General features: G+C 40.5%; 15 protein-coding genes. All 15 read right to left on the bottom strand.

Annotation, left to right across the window (positions count from 1 at the left end; translation table 11 throughout):
* On the bottom strand, positions 1-316 hold a 316-nt coding region (locus BMX11_RS24560; RefSeq protein WP_394332681.1), incomplete at its 3' end, for a hypothetical protein.
* A gap of 80 nt (positions 317-396) precedes the next feature.
* Entirely contained in the window at positions 397-621 is a 225-nt protein-coding gene (locus BMX11_RS19700) for a response regulator (RefSeq protein WP_090887741.1), read from the bottom strand.
* 964 nt (positions 622-1,585) lie between these two features.
* Positions 1,586-2,284 (bottom strand): sulfite exporter TauE/SafE family protein, encoded by a 699-nt coding sequence (locus BMX11_RS19705; protein ID WP_090887744.1) that lies wholly within the window; start codon positions 2,282-2,284, stop codon positions 1,586-1,588.
* Positions 2,284-2,712, bottom strand: coding sequence for a FixH family protein (locus BMX11_RS19710; RefSeq protein WP_090887747.1), 429 nt, complete (start codon positions 2,710-2,712; stop codon positions 2,284-2,286). Before BMX11_RS19710 ends, BMX11_RS19705 begins: the two co-directional genes overlap by 1 nt.
* Positions 2,713-2,739: 27 nt before the next feature.
* The gene (gene ccoG, locus BMX11_RS19715; protein ID WP_090887750.1) at positions 2,740-4,119 is read right to left on the bottom strand and encodes a cytochrome c oxidase accessory protein CcoG; all 1,380 of its coding nucleotides are present in this window, start codon (positions 4,117-4,119) and stop codon (positions 2,740-2,742) included.
* A complete protein-coding gene (locus tag BMX11_RS19720) occupies positions 4,103-5,071 on the bottom strand; it encodes a cbb3-type cytochrome c oxidase N-terminal domain-containing protein (RefSeq protein WP_090887753.1) in 969 nt (322 codons plus the stop codon). Before BMX11_RS19720 ends, ccoG begins: the two co-directional genes overlap by 17 nt.
* Positions 5,058-5,240 carry a hypothetical protein gene (locus tag BMX11_RS19725; RefSeq protein ID WP_090887756.1) on the bottom strand — a complete coding sequence of 61 codons (183 nt, stop codon included), beginning with the start codon at positions 5,238-5,240 and terminating at the stop codon, positions 5,058-5,060. Before BMX11_RS19725 ends, BMX11_RS19720 begins: the two co-directional genes overlap by 14 nt.
* A 6-nt stretch (positions 5,241-5,246) precedes the next feature.
* Entirely contained in the window at positions 5,247-7,385 is a 2,139-nt protein-coding gene (gene ccoN / locus BMX11_RS19730) for a cytochrome-c oxidase, cbb3-type subunit I (protein WP_090887760.1), read from the bottom strand.
* 73 nt (positions 7,386-7,458) lie between these two features.
* Positions 7,459-7,635: a cbb3-type cytochrome oxidase assembly protein CcoS gene (gene ccoS, locus BMX11_RS19735; protein ID WP_090887763.1), complete on the bottom strand. Its 177-nt coding sequence runs from the start codon at positions 7,633-7,635 to the stop codon at positions 7,459-7,461.
* 447 nt (positions 7,636-8,082) lie between these two features.
* On the bottom strand, positions 8,083-10,476 hold the full coding sequence (locus BMX11_RS19740; protein ID WP_090887767.1) for a heavy metal translocating P-type ATPase: 2,394 nt from the start codon (positions 10,474-10,476) through the stop codon (positions 8,083-8,085).
* Between the two features lie 11 nt (positions 10,477-10,487).
* A complete protein-coding gene (gene hemN, locus BMX11_RS19745) occupies positions 10,488-11,834 on the bottom strand; it encodes an oxygen-independent coproporphyrinogen III oxidase (RefSeq protein WP_090887770.1) in 1,347 nt (448 codons plus the stop codon).
* Positions 11,831-12,262 carry a Rossmann-fold NAD(P)-binding domain-containing protein gene (locus BMX11_RS19750; protein ID WP_175474626.1) on the bottom strand — a complete coding sequence of 144 codons (432 nt, stop codon included), beginning with the start codon at positions 12,260-12,262 and terminating at the stop codon, positions 11,831-11,833. The genes hemN and BMX11_RS19750 overlap by 4 nt, the downstream gene beginning before the upstream one ends.
* A gap of 1,085 nt (positions 12,263-13,347) precedes the next feature.
* Positions 13,348-14,379 (bottom strand): response regulator, encoded by a 1,032-nt coding sequence (locus BMX11_RS19755; RefSeq protein WP_090887776.1) that lies wholly within the window; start codon positions 14,377-14,379, stop codon positions 13,348-13,350.
* Between the two features lie 18 nt (positions 14,380-14,397).
* On the bottom strand, positions 14,398-15,594 hold the full coding sequence (locus BMX11_RS19760; RefSeq protein ID WP_090887779.1) for a PAS domain-containing sensor histidine kinase: 1,197 nt from the start codon (positions 15,592-15,594) through the stop codon (positions 14,398-14,400).
* A gap of 57 nt (positions 15,595-15,651) precedes the next feature.
* Positions 15,652-17,433, bottom strand: coding sequence for a hypothetical protein (locus tag BMX11_RS19765; protein ID WP_090887782.1), 1,782 nt, complete (start codon positions 17,431-17,433; stop codon positions 15,652-15,654).
* Positions 17,434-17,718 lie beyond the last annotated feature (285 nt).

A 17,718-nucleotide genomic window follows, 5' to 3' on the forward strand; every position in this document is an offset into this window, starting at 1 on the left:
TACCGTAAGTTTCAATGCAGGTTTCGTACAGCTTTTCAAAATATAATGGTTCAATAACTGAAAGTCTTTCGCTAATTGAACTAAAACTAATTTTCTCACTTTTCCTATCGGCGTTCAATAATTTGAATGCAATGGATTCATAGGCAGATTCCATCGTCCTTAAACTATTGTCCTTAAAACAGAGAATGCAATGGAGCAATAGTTTGAAAACAAGCTCACCCTGAAGTTTCTTGGAATACCTATTCACATTTGTGGATAAGGCAAGTTCGGTTAACCTCTCTTCTGGCAATAATGAAAGTAGTTGACTGATTTCCATGAGGAAAAATAGGCACTAATCATCCTTGGCCTAAATGAAAATTATCAACTTATGGGGAGAAATAAAATTCTTCCGAACACTTATGGTGGGTCACGGACCAGGGGGATATTTTTAAGGATCTTTTGATGCAAGACATTTACCTTAAATGGTTTACCTAGCACATCATTAGCACCGGCTTCCATAGCTGTTTCTTTATCTTTATCCATCACACCTGCTGAAAACGTTATAACCGGAATTTTACTTTTTCCCGGAACCTGGTCTGCACGAATTCTCTTAATAGCCTCCAAACCATCCATTACAGGCATATAATTGTCTCCTTCCCTCTTTCTTAGTTATTTGCCTGAATGGAGTTACGAACCACTGCAAGCGAAACACTTTCTCAAACCAAAAGGGTTTTAAAAAGTGGAACAAATCTATTATCAAATGTTATCCAAATACCGCTCCAACACCAAAAAAGCTGTTCAAATAAGGCTTGAGGAGTATTTATTTTAATAACCTGGGGATAACTATCTACAACTAGGGTAAAAAATTACTCATAAAGAAAAGTTCTGCAAGCAATTATTACTGCCTGAGCAAGCGCTTAAGGTCGGCAATTGGAATTGTACACTCTATTGCACGCCACTGAAAAAATGGAGCTAGTTGTTGAAGACCATTGGATACTGGAAAACTTAAATACCCTATAGTTAATTATCCCCGATAAAATGGATTAATTGATTTTGATTTTTTACCTGAGGTCTCAAAAAAAAATGGGGCATGGCATCCACCATGTCCCCATTATTCAAATAATCATAATTTAACTAACTGATAAAGATTAGGCAAAAAACGTGCTCGTAAATGAAATTTAAACATTTAAAGTGCATTGCAGCATCATTATCGGTTAAACGGGATTGTTGAAGGTTGTATTTTAAGTATAAATTTCTCCATTAAAAAAAACATTGTGGCCTTAATAATACATATTGCTATGGAAGCTTTTCAGCTCAATTTCCTAAGTTTTTTAATGAGCCAAAAGGCTCTAAAAGATATGCTATACTTTGAATTGCCATTTATTTTAGTTATATTAAAGTTCAGACACATTTTCATCAGTCTCCAATGTTTCCAGTCCGCATCATGTCCGCCTCATGTCCACCTTTAAGCAGTTAAACGTGGACTTACGATGCTCGTGGAGTGTATGTACATGGAGTATACCTGCTGTAGGATAAATGTATAGCAGGGATCATGCGGCGATGAAGATGCCATGTCTAATTGCTGAAACCCGAAAGTAGCAGGTTGCTAATTACAAATTACCGCTTGTCCGAATCCCTGATGTGTAGCTGGTGATATGAAGGGGATTCCCAGATCTATTGATCTTAAGATGAGCAATACCCCCATAAAAAGCATTAACCAGGGTAAAAGTTTTTGCGTATTTAAATGAATGTACTTCTTAAGGTAGATTCCAGTCAATGAAACTATTAAAAGTAAGGGCACTGTACCTAAACCAAACAACAACATAAATTGTATTGACTTTCCAATTGTACCTGTATTTAATGCCGTGGCTAAGGCTAAATAAACCATCCCGCAGGGAATTAATCCGTTTAACATCCCTGCAAAAAATGCCCAAAAAGGTAGTTTCAATACTTTGCCCATTAACTTGCTAATGGGTAAACTGAAATAATGCTGAACTGATGAAAGGCGATTTCGATAAAATGGAATCAATAGTAAAAGTGTAAAAAGAATAAGTAAACTTCCGATCATTATACTAAGTACTTTTTGATTGCTGAAAACACGGATGCTGGTGCCTAACAGTCCTACAAAGCCGCCTAAAAATACGTAAACGAGTATTCTTCCCCATTGGTAGCTTAATAAATGGAGTAGCAGAGATCCTTTACTGCGCTTTTGAAAAGGCATGCCGAGCATAATTGGTCCGCACATGACAGCACAATGCAAACTGCTGAGCAATCCCATTACAAAAGCCAGTGGTAGAAACTCCATTACAGGGTAATATTGGTTTTATAGAGATACTCCTGCTGATTATTTGTCCAACACAGGGTTAATACCCACAAGCCTTTTCGCATGTTGCCCCGATCTATGAGAATCAGGTGATTGGGTTCGATGGTTTTTCCCTTCATTTTAACATCTTCTGCGGCGCTGGAAGGTCTCATTAACTGGAGTTCGAAATCGATTTTATTCTTCAGCTGAATAACGATTTGCTTCTGGCCGACCTTTATTTGTGGGCTTAGCTGCTCTTTAATTACATTTTGTGTTGCATTGTACGTTTCGTTGTAGTTCATGCCTTTTTCATAGTAATCATCTTCTACAAGTGTATCTCTATCCTTTAAGGTAAACATGTAAAATACCATACCAACGATAAACAACATAAAGCTGCTCATGCCTATTATAATCTTTGTTCCCCAGTTCATAATTGTGATTATTTGTTCCTGCTCAATTCAGTAAATCTCTATTTGGGGTTGTGCAAAAAAACTTGTGGTTGCCCTGCTTAAAACCTTTCCATCTACATAAATTTCAAAGGAAACAGCTGTTTTATAAGTTGTGATCGCTTTATTATTTCTGAGGAGAAAGAAAGTTAAGTGAATGGTGCCCTCTGCGGGTAAAATCTTCGACTGCTGGATAAACTCTATTTTGTTTGCCGGATCGGTTGCCCTGAATTCTATTGGTAGATTTTTATTGGTCTTATTGATTAACTCGGCATTATAGAGGTTACTGGTTTGATCTCCTCTTTCCTGAAACAAGGTGCCGCTAGCTCTTAATACCGTGGTTTGAATGGCCTCCCTTTTATAAATTAGGGAAGAAAAGATGATTAGCACGGTAAATAGCACTGCTGCATAAGCATACGCTTTTATACTGATTTTATATGGTTTCCTGGTTTCAATAAAATCCTGATTGTAAAATCCGATCAGTTTTGGCTCCCTGTTAATTTTCAACATGACTTCATCGCAGGCATCGATACAGGCGGTACAGTTTACACATTCCAGTTGGGTACCTTTTCTAATATCTATGCCGGTTGGGCAAACTTGCACACAAAGACCGCAATCTACACAATCACCTTTTTGCTCCTCAGTGTGGTTACTTTTTTGAATACGTTTTCGAGGCTCTCCCCTGTTTATATCGTAAGCTACAACCAAACTCTGTTTATCTAGCAAAACGCCTTGCAACCTGCCATAAGGACAAATTACCGTACACACTTTCTCCCTTAAATAAGCAAATACACCATAGAAAATGAAAGTAAAGAACCAAATGGAGATAAAACCATAAAGGTGTGATGAAAGAGGTTCGAGAATGATTGTTTTGAGGGTATCGGAACCGATGATATAGGCTAAGAAAGTATTGGAAATAATAAATGAAATGACCAGAAAAAGAAAATGTTTACTGGTCTTTTTGAGTATTTTTTCGGTGTTCCAGGGTTGGTTATCAAGCTTCTTCTGTCTTACCGCATCGCCCTCTATCCAGTATTCTATACTTCTGAATATCATTTCCATAAAAATGGTTTGCGGACAGGCCCAACCACACCAGAGCCTGCCCAAAACCACTGTAAAACAAACAATGAAGATCACAAAAATTAGCATGGCTAATGCAAAGAGATAAAAATCCTGTGGGGTAAAGATTAAGCCAAAGAACACGAACTTACGTGCTATGAAATTGAGCAACACCAATTGCTCTCCTCTAAATTTTAAAAACGGGCAGGCCAATAAAAGTAACAGCAAGGTATAACTGAACCATTTTCGGTAAGTATATAATTTACCAGATGGCTTTTTAGGGTAAAGAAAATCTTTACCCTTGTTTTTCCGTTGATTATCCTTTTGTTGCATGGGCCATGGTTGTACTGTCGCCAACAGGCTTCATTTCATTATCCTGAGGGTTTTTAGCCTCATATTTTTCACCTTGTGGTGCCTTGGCTCCTGCCGGATTGGTATCCTGAAGGGAAAGAATAAAATTGGTTACTGCGCTAATTTGCTTAGGGTTAAGATTTTTCTCCCAGCTTACCATGCCTTTTTCGGGCACGCCATATTTAATGGTTTTAAATACATTGTTTACTCCTCCGCCGTGCAACCAGTAATCGTCAGTTAAATTAGGGCCAATAATACCCTGACCTTTATCGCCATGGCAAACTTTACAGTTGGCATCGAAAATGGTTTTACCTTCTTCTAAAACTACAGGCGTGTGGTCTGCCTTTACGGAGTTTTCATCTATAGCATTGGCAGATTTCTCTAAATAAGCGGCTTTTTCAAGCTTTGCCCTGGCCATTTCATTTTCATACTCTTGATCCTGAAGGTCGCCATATCCACCAATGTGATAATAAAAGAGGTATCCCGCAGCAATGAGCATGGTGCCAAAGAAAAGCCAGTTGAACCAGGCTGGAACGGGATTATCCAATTCTTTAATTCCATCGTAAGCATGTGGGATTTCGAGATCCTTTTCTTGTTCGAGGGGTTTTAAACTCAATATTTTTTCCCAAACCGATTTCCCCTTTTTCTTTTGCTTAAGCCATTCTTCATAATTTAATGGCTTCTCTGATACCGGTACCTGATAAGCGGTAGGATGAAGCTGTTCCTGATACATCACCTTAAAGGCATTAAGCAAGGTAAGGGCTACCACCAACAAAATGATGGCAAATATTAATAAAAGAAGGATAAGCAATTCTGACTGATTAATGCCGAGACCAGGTTCAGAGATCGCTACCGGAGGAACCTCGGCCTCGTTAGCAGCAAAGGCGACAGTTTGTACCAGTAACAGTATTATAAGTAGGTTAATCTTCTTCATTTGCTATCGTTTTTTGATCCTGGATAGGTAATTCACTCATCATTTGAATGTGTTGTTTATTCAATTTCAGGAGGTAAACTCCAACGATGAGGAAGAACAGCATAAAGACCAGTAATGAACTGATGAGGTAGTATTCGTCTCCTGCCAGGTTTTTGAGCTGATTGAACATAATGTATTAGTTAGTAGGAATTGGTTGTTTATTGGCTTTTATATCTGTACCTAAGCGTTGCAGATAGGCAATGATGGCTACAATTTCCCTATCGCTTTTTACTTTGATATTGTTCTGTTTGAGTTCGGCGGTTATTTTCTCTGCCTGAATTTGTAAATCCTGATTGGCTTGTTGCTCATAGCCTTCGGCATATGGCACGCCGAGGGTTCGCATGGCGTTGATTTTACTTGTTGTGGTAGAAATATCTAACTGTTGCGTAACCAGCCAGGGATATGGAGGCATAATACTTCCGGGCGACATGGATGTTGGATCTACCAGGTGGTTGTAATGCCAGGCATCAGAATATTTTCCTCCTATGCGGTGAAGATCTGGCCCGGTGCGCTTACTTCCCCACAAGAATGGGTGATCGTAAACAAATTCTCCAGCTTTACTGTATTCTCCATATCGTTCGGTTTCTGAACGGAAAGGGCGAACGGTTTGGGAGTGACAATTTACACAGCCCTCTCTGATGTAAAGATCTCTGCCCTGCAATTCTAACGCAGAATAAGGTTTTACACTGGCAATGGTGGGTACGTTTGACTGTATGGTAAAAGTGGGCATCATTTCTACCATCCCTCCAATGAGGATAATAATCAGCGACAGCACCATAAACTTCATTGGCTTGCGCTCCAGGACCCTATGCCATGCCCTATCTGTTGCTGATTCATTGATGAATACTTTCTCTAATGGCATGGCTTCTGCTGGTTCGTTAGCAAGCAAGCTGGAGGCCTTCATCGTTTTCACCAGATTATAAGTCATGGCAATAACGCCAATTAAATAAAGCGCTCCTCCAATTGAACGGAGTACATGCATGGGGATAATTTGTATGGTGGTGGCTAAGAAATTAGGGTATTTCAATAACCCTTCTGCGGTAAATTCCTTCCACATTAAACCTTGGGTAAAGCCAGCCCAGTACATTGGAATAGCGTAGAAAAGAATACCCAGTGTGCCAATCCAAAAGTGAAAAGCCGCCAGTTTTTTGGAGTACAATTCAGTTTTATAAATGCGAGGGATTAGCCAGTACAACACGCCGAAGGTTAAAAAACCATTCCAGCCCAGTGCGCCTACATGAACGTGTGCTACAATCCAATCGGTGAAGTGCGCAATTCCGTTAATTTGTTTCAAGGACAGCATTGGCCCTTCAAAAGTGGCCATACCATAGGCTGTAAGAGCAACAACCATAAACTTTAGGGTTACGTCATCTCTTACTTTATCCCAGGCTCCCCTTAAGGTTAAGAGGCCATTGATCATTCCTCCCCAGCTTGGTGCAATAAGCATAATAGAAAAAGCAACGCCTAACGATTGTGCCCAACCTGGCAGTGAGGTGTAAAGCAAATGGTGCGGGCCTGCCCAGATGTATATAAAAATAAGCGACCAGAAGTGCAGAATGCTCAATTTATACGAATAAACAGGTCTTCCTGCCATTTTAGGCAGAAAGTAATACATCATGCCCAGATAGGGTGTGGTTAAGAAAAATGCCACTGCATTATGCCCATACCACCACTGTACCAGTGCATCTTGAACGCCTGCATAAACGTAGTAGCTTTTTAGAAATGAGATGGGTAGTTCGAATGAATTGACGATATGCAACACTGCAATGGTTACGAAGGTAGCAATGTAAAACCATATGGCTACATATAGATGGCGTTCTCTTCTTTTAATGATGGTGCCAAACATATTGATACCAAATACCACCCAGATTACGGTAATGGCAATGTCTATTGGCCATTCGAGCTCAGCATACTCATGCGATGTGGTAAAGCCCAGCGGTAGGGTAATAGCCGCAGCCACAATGATGAGCTGCCAGCCCCAGAAATGGATTTTGCTCAGCGTATCGCTAAACATCCTCGCTTTTAATAAACGTTGAAGGGAATAATAAACGCCCATAAAAATGGCATTGCCCACAAAGGCAAAGATAACGGCGTTGGTATGAAGGGGTCTGATCCGCCCGAAGGTGGTGTACTGGTTACCCATGTTCATTGCGGGCTTAAATAATTGCATGGCTGCTAATAAGCCCACTGTCATTCCGACGATGCCCCAAACAATGGTAGCGATGCCAAAGTTTCTGACAATCTTGTTATCGTAAGTAAATCTCTCTAATTGCATAATCAATAGAAATGTTTTGTTTGTATCTATCACCAAAGGTATCCTGACTGATGCAGTTGATTGGTGATGGTGCTTAGTTAGAAAAGTGATCTTCTTCACTTTTTTTGTTGAGGTCATCATCGAAGAGGATACGTACCCCTGGTGTATGCACGTCATCGTGCTGCCCGGCATTTAAAGCCCAAAAGAATGCTAAAAGGAAGATAATGGCCATGAGGATGCTGCAGCCGATGAGGAAATATAAGATGTTCATAGTTTTATGTTTAGCAATGGTTGTTACTTTGATTATCAATAGTGAAAGACGAGTTGACGAGGGCTTTTTTGATTAGTCGAAAACAAAATGTATTGTCCTTCGACAGGCTCAGGATGACAATACATTTTGATTTTCTCCTTGTTCTCCAGCCCGCTCGTCACCCTGAATTTATTTCAGGGTCTTTGGCTTTAAGTAAGTCCTTCGATAGGCTCAGGATGACAGGGAATCGGTTTATAAACCTCTAGTGCCCATTGCCTTGAACTTGTTTTTAGGGGCCGAATTTTAAAGATGCTGATCTAAAATCAGCATGACGGTTTTTTTTAAATAGCATCCATTAACAAACCTCCAAACCGCTCGTTGCCCTGAATTTATTTTAGGGTCTTTGGCTTTAACTAAGTCCTTCGACAGGCTCAGGATGACAGGTCACATAAAACTGTTTTTAGATTGCTAACGCTTGCTCAACCCGTTTTTACGCGCCATAATGCGTGTGGCGAAAGTGGTAAAGCAAATAATGGTAATTGTACTAACAGGCATTAATACAGCGGCAACCAGTGGATATAGTGTTCCCTGAACGGCGTAATAAAGTCCAATACAATTGTAGGCTGTAGCAATGGCAAAACTCATTTTGATAATCTTTAACCCATCTTTACTGAGCTGGATAAAATTAGGAAGATATCCTAAAGCATTTCCTTTCAGAATGGCATCACAACCGGGTGTAAAGTTATTGATGTGATCTGTCAGGGCAATCCCAAAATCGCTTTGCTTTAATGCTCCGGCATCATTTAGTCCATCGCCAAGCATCATCACCTTTTTTTCTTCCCTTTGAAGTGCTAATATGGCCGCTAACTTTTGCTGAGGGCGCTGACCGAAGCTGATTTTTGCCTTTTGAGGAAAAATATTTCTTAAAATCTGCTCATCTTTATTGTTATCACCAGATAACACCTGCAGTGGGAAATGATCTTGTAGCCCGAAAATTAATTGTGGAAGATCTGCGCGCCATTCTTGCTGAATAGAAAAGCTCCCCTTATATTCTCTATCCATCACAATGTGAACACCACTTGCTGAAACCTGCTGAACCGGAAAAGGTAAGAGACTGAGACTTCCGGCATAAATGGTTAGGCCATTAACTTTTCCACATATACCCTTTCCTATTACCTCCTTGTAATCCTGAACCGTTTGATATTCGTCTACCCGCAAAGATTTTAAAATATGCCTGCTTAAAGGATGAGATGAATTTCTGAATAGTGAGGCCAGGGCAATTTTTTCCGTATAGGTTAATATTCCATTAAAATTGATAGAGGCCTTCTCGGTACTGGTTAAAGTTCCGGTTTTATCGAACACAATGGTATCACATAGGGCCAGTTGTTCTACGGCATCGGTATTTTTAACGTAAAAGCCCAGTGTATCGAAAACGGATAGAATGGCAGATAAGGTGAATGGCGTGCTTAAAGCCAGTACGCATGGGCAAGCCACAATAATTACGGCTGTAAATGCCGACCATGCTTTTTGGCTATTGCCCTGAAATAACCAATAAGCAGTTGCTGAAAAGCTAATAATGAAAACAGCCAAGCTGAAATATTTGGCAATACTATCATTAAAGTTTGCCTTTTTAGCCTGCTCCTGATAATGTTCCTGATTCCAGAGGCCGGTAAGGTAGCTTTGAGAAACCGGCTTAATGACTTCTAATTCTAATGCTTCGGCTGTTTGCCTGCCTCCAGCGTAAATAATTTCACCGAGCACCTGATGTACAGGCTCAGATTCACCGGTAACGAAACTCATGTCCATCCAGGCATCTCCCTTCATCAATATGGCATCTGCAGGAACCAATTCTCCATTTCTAATCCAAATCCTGTCTCCCACTTTTAGCTCATCAATGGCTACTGGTTTTTCTTTACCTTTTACCAAGGTGGTTACTGCAATGGGAAAGTAAGAGCGATAATCCCTATCGAAAGAGATGTGGTGATAGGTACGTTGTTTTAACCATTTCCCCATTAAGAGCAGAAAAACCAATCCTGTTAAGGTATCGGCAAAACCAGGCCCTATATTAAATATAACCTCTACCGCTGTCCTGATGAACAGTACAGCCATAATTAGGGCCAGTGGTGTATCTAAATTGATGTGCCCATGGCGTAAACTGGTTAGGGCGGATACAAAGTAATCTCGCCCACAGTAAAATACAGCAGGGATGGCAAATACCAGGTTTAACCAGGCAAAGAGGTATTGAAATTGTTTTTCCAGGGCCGAAAGCCCGAAATATTCAGGAAAGCTAAACAACATTACATTGCCCATGAGGAAGCCTGCTACGGCAATTTTACGAACCAAATCCCTGTTGGATGTTTTCTGATCGGCTTTAACTACATCCTGCAAACTGATTAACGGCTCATAGCCTATTTGAATAAGTGTTTTTACCACTTTTCTTAAGGAAATTTGTTCGTGTTTGAAGCTGATAGTTACCTGCTTCTTGATGAAATCGATACGTGAGCTGAAAATAGCCGGATTGATTTTGTATAAATGCTCTAACAGCCAAATACAAGAACTGCAATGGATGGCAGGAATATAAAAAGTAACAATGGTAATATCTTTTCCCCGGTAATCAATGAGCTGGTTAACAATAGTTGCTTCATCGAGGTATTCTAAACGGCTTTCTGACTGAAACCTTTGCCCAGGGCTTTCATTATAGGCATAGTAGTTACAGAGGTTGTTTTCGGCCAATATTTGATACACGCCCTTGCAACCTGCACAGCAAAAAGCTTTATCATCCAGGTGATATTGCATGTTGGGCAGATCGTCGCCACAGTGATAACAGCTTTCGGCTGTAACTTTTTGTTTTTGATCTTCCATGGAAAAGTGATTTAAATAGTCGAACTAAAAAGACTGGAGCGGGGTTGTTTTTCCCATAGCCTCTCATCGAGAGCCATGCATACGTTTCGCAGAAATGCCTTTCCTGCTTTGGTAATCTTAATTTCTTTTTCCGTAACCCAAACCAGCTTATCGTTAAGCAAGGGGGTTAATCGTTCAAAAACTTTCTCTGGTATGCCATCTTTGAACTGGGTATTTTCATGACACATTATATTCAAAATATGCTGTCTGATTTCCAGATCGGCCGCTGAAAGTATGTGCCCCTTAGCTACAGGTAACGCGTTTTGGTTAATCTGCTCCAAATAGGTCTCAACCGTTTTGGCATTCTGTGCAAAGGCTGTCCAGCTATCGCTAATGGCAGATACGCCCAAACCAATCAGTAAATGCGTATGCTGGTCGGTGTATCCCATAAAGTTACGGTGAAGTTGCTGTGTAACACTGGCCTGAAACAGCGTATCGGTTTTCAGGGCAAAATGATCCATTCCCACATCGGTGTATCCTGCATCCATCAACATCGTTTTCCCCAGTTGGTAAAGCGCAAGCTTTTCATCGCCATGAGGCAGATCTTGCTCGGTGTAATGTCTTTGCCCGGGTTTTAGCCAGGGTACGTGTGCATAGCTATAAAAGGCAATGCGATCTGGCTTCATTTCAATTACGCTGTTAAGGGTTTGCTCCAAGCCCGCTAAACTTTGTGCTGGCAGGCCATAAATCAGATCGAAATTGATGGAATCATACCCGATATGCCTCGCCTCCTTTACCACTTTTTCTACCTGTGCCGGTGTTTGAAACCGATTAATCATGAGCTGTACTTTTGGATCAAAGTCCTGAATGCCTAAACTCAGTCTTTTAAAACCCAACTGATAGAGTGTTTGGAGGTGATTGCTGGTGGTATTAGCAGGATGTGCCTCGAAGGAGAGCGTTGCTTCAATAGCTAAGTCGGCCAGTTCCAATATTCCATCAATTAATTTATGGAGGTTTGCGGCGCTAAAAAATGTTGGTGTGCCTCCACCCAGGTGAAGTTCCCTGATCATAGGCCTAGCTTTTAGCAACTTACAATACATCGCCCATTCGGCCAATACCGCATTGATATAAGGTACTTCTACCGCATGGTTTTTGGTGATGCGCGTATTGCAACCGCAATAGGTACAAAGGCTCTCGCAATACGGTAAATGAATGTATAAGGCTATTCCCTCCTTTTTATGCTTAAAAAAGATTTTCTTTAAGCTACTGGTCCATTTCTCGGTATTGAAATGTTCGGTATCCCAATATGGCACCGTAGGATAACTGGTGTAGCGGGGCGCAGCAATGTTATATTTCTTTAAAAGCCCGGAAGTGATCATAATTTGAATGCTTTAGTAACCCCACAATTATTCTGACAGCAGCAGGCCTTGCCTACACATTTGCCTGCAGCCCATTGGTCGAGGTTTTTAATAACCTGATCCATCCTGGATTGTGGATTTTGATTTCCGTTTATTAAGGGAACGTTGGCCACTTTCATCCCGGCGGCACCTGCGGCTTTAAGGTCGAGATGATGGGTTTCGAAGGAGGTGGTAGCGATATAGCGAATGCCCAACTCCTGTAGTCCCCTGATCATTTCCTCACTGAGCACATCATTGTTGAAAACCAGGAGCGCTTCTTTACCTTTAGCAAATGATAAGGTATCGGCAGTTAAGCTATTGGCTATTATTGTAATATCATGCTTTTTGTAATTGGCTAGTACCAACCATTCTTTTTCTTCTGATTTTATGTTGTATGCGATAGCTTTCATGTACATCTGTTATATGGACAAAACTAAAGCAGACAGATGTGGCAAGAGATGAGGTTGCTTAGACTAAAAAGTGATTTGAGTTACTTTTGGGTGGGAACGGAAAAAGGTGGAGCGGAAAGACTGAGGAAGACAATAAGAACCTCGGTAACAGACTATCGCGTTGGCCGGTGGTGACACCAATGCTATTAACTTAAAGAGAAAACTAAAATGGATTTTCATCCTTGAGCCTGTCGAAGGGTAATCCATTTTAGTTTTCTCCTTATTAATAAAATCTTCGACAAGCTACCATAGATATTATTTTATAACTACCTATTATTAAAGCACTTAATTAAATATATATTTCCATCGCAACCCTTGGCCCATTGCCCACGGACCAAGCTTTATCTACTTGTAGGGTCTCGCTACAACCTAATGTTTTTCTCTTTTCCTCGCCGCCGGAAGGGCTCGTACCTTTTTCTTGGCAAAAAGGTACCCAAAAGCCAAGGCTTGCATCCTTTCTTGGCTAGGAGCATCCGAATGCCATTAGCGGAAATAAGAGGCTTAGGCCATTGCACTCATTACCCAACCCTCGCTGCTTATTTCCTTGATGAGTGAGTACCCGTTTGAAACTGTAAGCATTCGACTGTCCTATCCTGCGAAATGCTGCTAGGCCGGGGTCGTACTTGGCATTGATAGTTCTTTATTAACGGCAGTTAGCATGGCGCATAACCCTCGGCCGATCGTCATTCCCTCGCAGGAGGGAATCTTAAAGCGGTTTTAGGATATGAAAGTGGCTTCGGCGGCGAGCCGGGGAAAGACTGCCTAGCAAGGTAAAAAAATGTCTCATATATTGATTTGAATGAAATAAATTAACCCTCAGACTGACAGCATTTAGCTTAAGTTAACAGATTACCTTGTTGGTCGGTGGGGACACCAGCCAATAGAGAAAGGCAGGGATTTGCTTAACGGACTATTGATTTGGTCGGTGGGGACACGTGGGGACACCAACCAATAAGAAAATCCATTTTAGTTTTCTCCTTAAGTTACCAGTATTGATGGGGACACCAGCCAATAGGAAACCGGTGGAGACACGAACCAAAAAATACTTATTGCTTTACTTTTTTGAGTTTATCAATGGAAAGGATGTTGATGGCATTACCCGTTTTATCAATCAGTTTTTCGTCTTTAAAATCAGCAAGCATTCTGCTTACGGTTTCGCTTGCAGTACCCACTAAGGCAGCGAGGTCATCTCTGGAAATCTTGATGGTGCAGGTATCGTGGGTATCTTCGCCAAATTTATCGGCTACCTGGAGCAGGGCTTCTGCTACCCTCTTGCGAACCGAGGAATAAGCTAATTGTAGCATCTGCTCTACTTTTTCCCTCACACTACCAGACAACAGACTGATGAATGTTTTGGATACTGATTGGTAATTGAGCAGGTATTCCATAAAATCTACCTTAGGGATTTGAATAATCTCTGAGGCCACCAATGTTGCCGCATTTTCTGCATAAGGTTCATTATTGCAAAGACTTTCGTAACCAAAAAAATCGCCGTTATGATAAAGGCTGGAAGATAGCTCTCTCCCATCTTTGAATCTTTTATAGGTTTTAACTTGCCCCTTAACAATATAATATAAATGGCTGGGTTCATCGTCTTCTACATAAACAATCTGCTTCGCTGTAATAGTCCTCGTTTTTCCCCGAGCTTTCATTTCATCGAGCACCGTTTCGGTATCGGAAGCTGTAATTCCTGCATGGGCAGATTGCTGCCGCTTTTTAAACCTGCTTTCTATGGCTTTAAAGAGCTCCAGGTCATCAAATGGCTTGGTAAGGTAATCATCTGCACCCATCTCCATCCCTTTTCTCATATCGGCTCTTTCGGTTTTTGCAGTGATAAAAATAAAGGGAATTGATGCTGTTTTAGGGTTCTTATGCAGTAGATAAAGTACACCATAGCCATCCAGCTCAGGCATCATAATATCACATAAAATAACATCTGGCAAATGTTTAAGTGCCAGGTCTACTCCAATTTTGCCATGCTTAGCAGTGAAGGTTTCATAGCCTGCCAAGTCTAATACTTCGGCAGTACCCTCTCTGATATCGTCATTATCTTCAATAATTAATACTTTTTTACTCATTTATTGAATATCAATTTATTAAACCTTTTTATTTAAAGGAAAAATTAAGGTAAATTTAGTTCCTGCATGTTGCTCACTCAGGCAGGTTACCGTTCCGTTCATCAGGCCCACGTATCGCTTAACAATATTTAAACCCAATCCTGTACCTGGGATATCGCCGGTATTATGTGCTCTGAAAAAAGGCTCAAACAAGCTATCCTGGTCAACTTCGGGAATGCCAATTCCATTATCACTTACTTCTACAACCAATTCCTTATCTTTTAAAGAGGTATTGAATTGAATTAAGGTATCTTCTCCTGAATACTTAATGGCATTTGAGATTAAATTAATGATACAGTTCTTGAGCAGGTTAGGGTCTAAAAAAGCATCTGCACTGGTGCCCTGGTGCTCGTACACAATGTGTTGGTTTTGCTTCGTTAACAACTGCATTTCTTCGGTTATTTCTTCGGCAAAGCTGATGATGTTAAAGGCCTGTTCACTTACTTCTACCTTTCCAGCTTCTAGCTTTTCCAATGATAGAAAATCGTTCAGAATGGTTGTGAGGTTATTGATAGAGTTTTTGATTTTAGCGGTATGCTTTTCTACACTTGCTGCATCTTGCTTAGTAGTATATTTATCAATTAAAGAAGCTGATAACTGAATAGAGCTGAGCGGGGTTCTGAACTCATGTGATGCCATTGATACAAACCTTGTTTTCAATTGGTTAACTTCCTTTTCCTTCTGAAACAATGCACGCATATTTTCTTTGGCCATCTCAAGCTCTGAAACAAGCTTAACCAAATCTTTGGTGCGTTCCCGTATCTTTACTTCCAGCTTTTCGGTATAACTTTTTATCTGCTCTTCACTGGCCTTTTCTTTGGTTAAATCGTGTATGAAACCTGTGTAAATTTTTCGGTCGCTAAACTTCACTTCACTTACACCTAATCTAAAGGGAAAAGTAGAGCCGTTCTTACGCTTGCCATTCACCTCCCGACCAATGCCAATGATGTGTTTAGTACCTGTAGTATTGTAATTATGAATATAACCATCATGGCGACTTCTATCAGGCTCAGGCATCAGTACTGAAACATTTTTACCTACCAGCTCTGATTTCTCGTAACCAAACAATTCTAGTGCAGCGGGATTTAAATGTTCAATAATCCCCTTATCGTCAATGGTAATTATACCATCAATAGCATTCTCAATAATTGCATCTAAAAATTTCGATCTATCCATTAGTTGTATACTATAATGAAGCCTAAATATAGGAAAGTTAATTTTCTGGAACTGATTTTATCCTATCATTAGTTGGTCTAATTTGTCTTTAGCGATTGATAATTCCTCGGCCATAAGCTGTAACTGACTTGCAGCCTGATCACTAAGATTTTTGAAAAGTGTTTTATAATAATCCACACCGGCCAGGAGCTGATTTTTAAAAACAAGGAGCTGTTTTCTCTTCTTATCGTTTTTACTGAGGTTGTATTCGGCCAACAGCCCCTGAAAGTATTTAATGTATAAATTAAGCTCCTGAACAAACATGTTGGGCCTATTTGTCTTTTGCAACACACTTTCCCGTCCATAAATATGTCCTATCAATTGATCAAAAGAATAAACCCCGGAGAAATAAGCCAAATTGGGCCCCGGGCATATCGCCACAGCCTTATTTTCCCTGGGTTTAACGATTTCATACTTGAGGTAAGCCGAAGAACATAAGCCCTCGCAAAGGCAAATTTTCTCTGTAACCTCATTAAAACGAGCTTGATAATCGGCAGGCGTTAAATCTAGCGATTGAAGCTGTTTAATTTTAAGATTTTGATATTCGCGGGAAGCGGTACAAATGGGCGCTGTAGTAAATTCTGTATTGGTACAAAGGTATTTTTTAGTACAAGGGCTTCCTGGCCTCCCCTGCACTATTCGTTGTTGCTTTTGCTGTTCGATTGAACTGTGTTTAAAGTTATTGAAAAGCACACCCAAAGGCGAAGCATTGCTCAGGTAATAATCGGTTGTTTTAGCCGCTGCCAAATGAGCCAAGGTATCTTGATCAACATTGGTTACTTCTGGCACCAGTAAAAAAGGGCTACCCCAGCCAGTAGCTGCCAAGCCGTAGTGTTGCAGTAAAAACTGATGTTCTTCTGCAGTTCCTATTCCTCCCTGAACGGTAATCCGCTGAGCGGGCCGTACTTTTAGGAAAATATTTTTGGATTCAAGTGCGGTTTGATAAATGGCGAGAAGCTCTTCTACCATTTCTGACCGCTTAGCTTTAAACTCTTCTAAAATTGGCCCCAAAAGATGGCCTTCTGTTGCAAAGGCATGACCGCCACAGTTTAAACCGGATTCAATTCTGAACTCGGATACCCAGATTCCTTTTTTTGCTAAGAACCTGGTCTGAATAAATGCTGAACGGAAATCGCTTACCTTTAAGATTACTTTCTTTTTTAATGCACCAGCTTCATCTGGAAAGAAATCGGCAAACTCTGCTAAATAACTGTACAAACGGGGATTCATTCCTGCTGAAAGCACTACAGAAGCCTGGAGGCTACTTTCGGCAAAGCCTCTTAAAGCAGCCAAAGCATCGGTATTGAGATCGCCTGTATACATTTTATTTAAAAAATTCATTTTATCTACCTTCGCCATGATATTGACATCAATAGCGCCCATTTTCATTCCATTACGAAGTAATTTCTGGAATATCCTTTTGCTTTCGCCCTCTGGATAAGCCATCATCAGTTCATAGCCATGTTTAAGGTTTGCATGTTCGGGTAAAAGTTCAAAATACCTGCAAAGGTCATTTCCAATGATAAAATCCTGCTCTTTTAATTGTTCAAACTGCTGTTCGACACTTTCCTTTAAAAAGTTGAGGTAAGCAGTTATCCGTTTTGAGCGACTATCTTCGATGTGCTTTGGAATTGCTGTGAATTTCTTTTCTGATTTCTCTGTGTGGTATTGCCTCATTCGCTCTATCAATTCATCATCTACAATAGATAAAACAGAAGAAATGCCATAACGGGCAACTTTAAGCGGGGTATCAATGGAGTATCCCAGCCCTAAAACTGGTATATGAAAGGTATGTAGCATTGGTGAATATTTATGGCTACAAACATATTTAACGGTCTTGGATCAGGAAGGTATGGAGGTCACATCAAAAAGTGATGAGTATTACTTTTTTAGATTGATTAGGAGATAATTGTAACCCAAAACCTAATTAACCGCTAAGGACGCAAAGAGAAGGCGCAAAGTTTAGTTGGCATCCAGATACCCAAACTACAACCCATTAAACCACAATCCATTTAACCACAAAGGCCACCAAGTTTTTCACAGAGAAAAAGAGAGGTTAGCGTACCCAGACTCATAACCCGCAAC

This window comes from Pedobacter rhizosphaerae, assembly GCF_900111155.1.
Lineage (GTDB): Bacteria > Bacteroidota > Bacteroidia > Sphingobacteriales > Sphingobacteriaceae > Pedobacter > Pedobacter rhizosphaerae.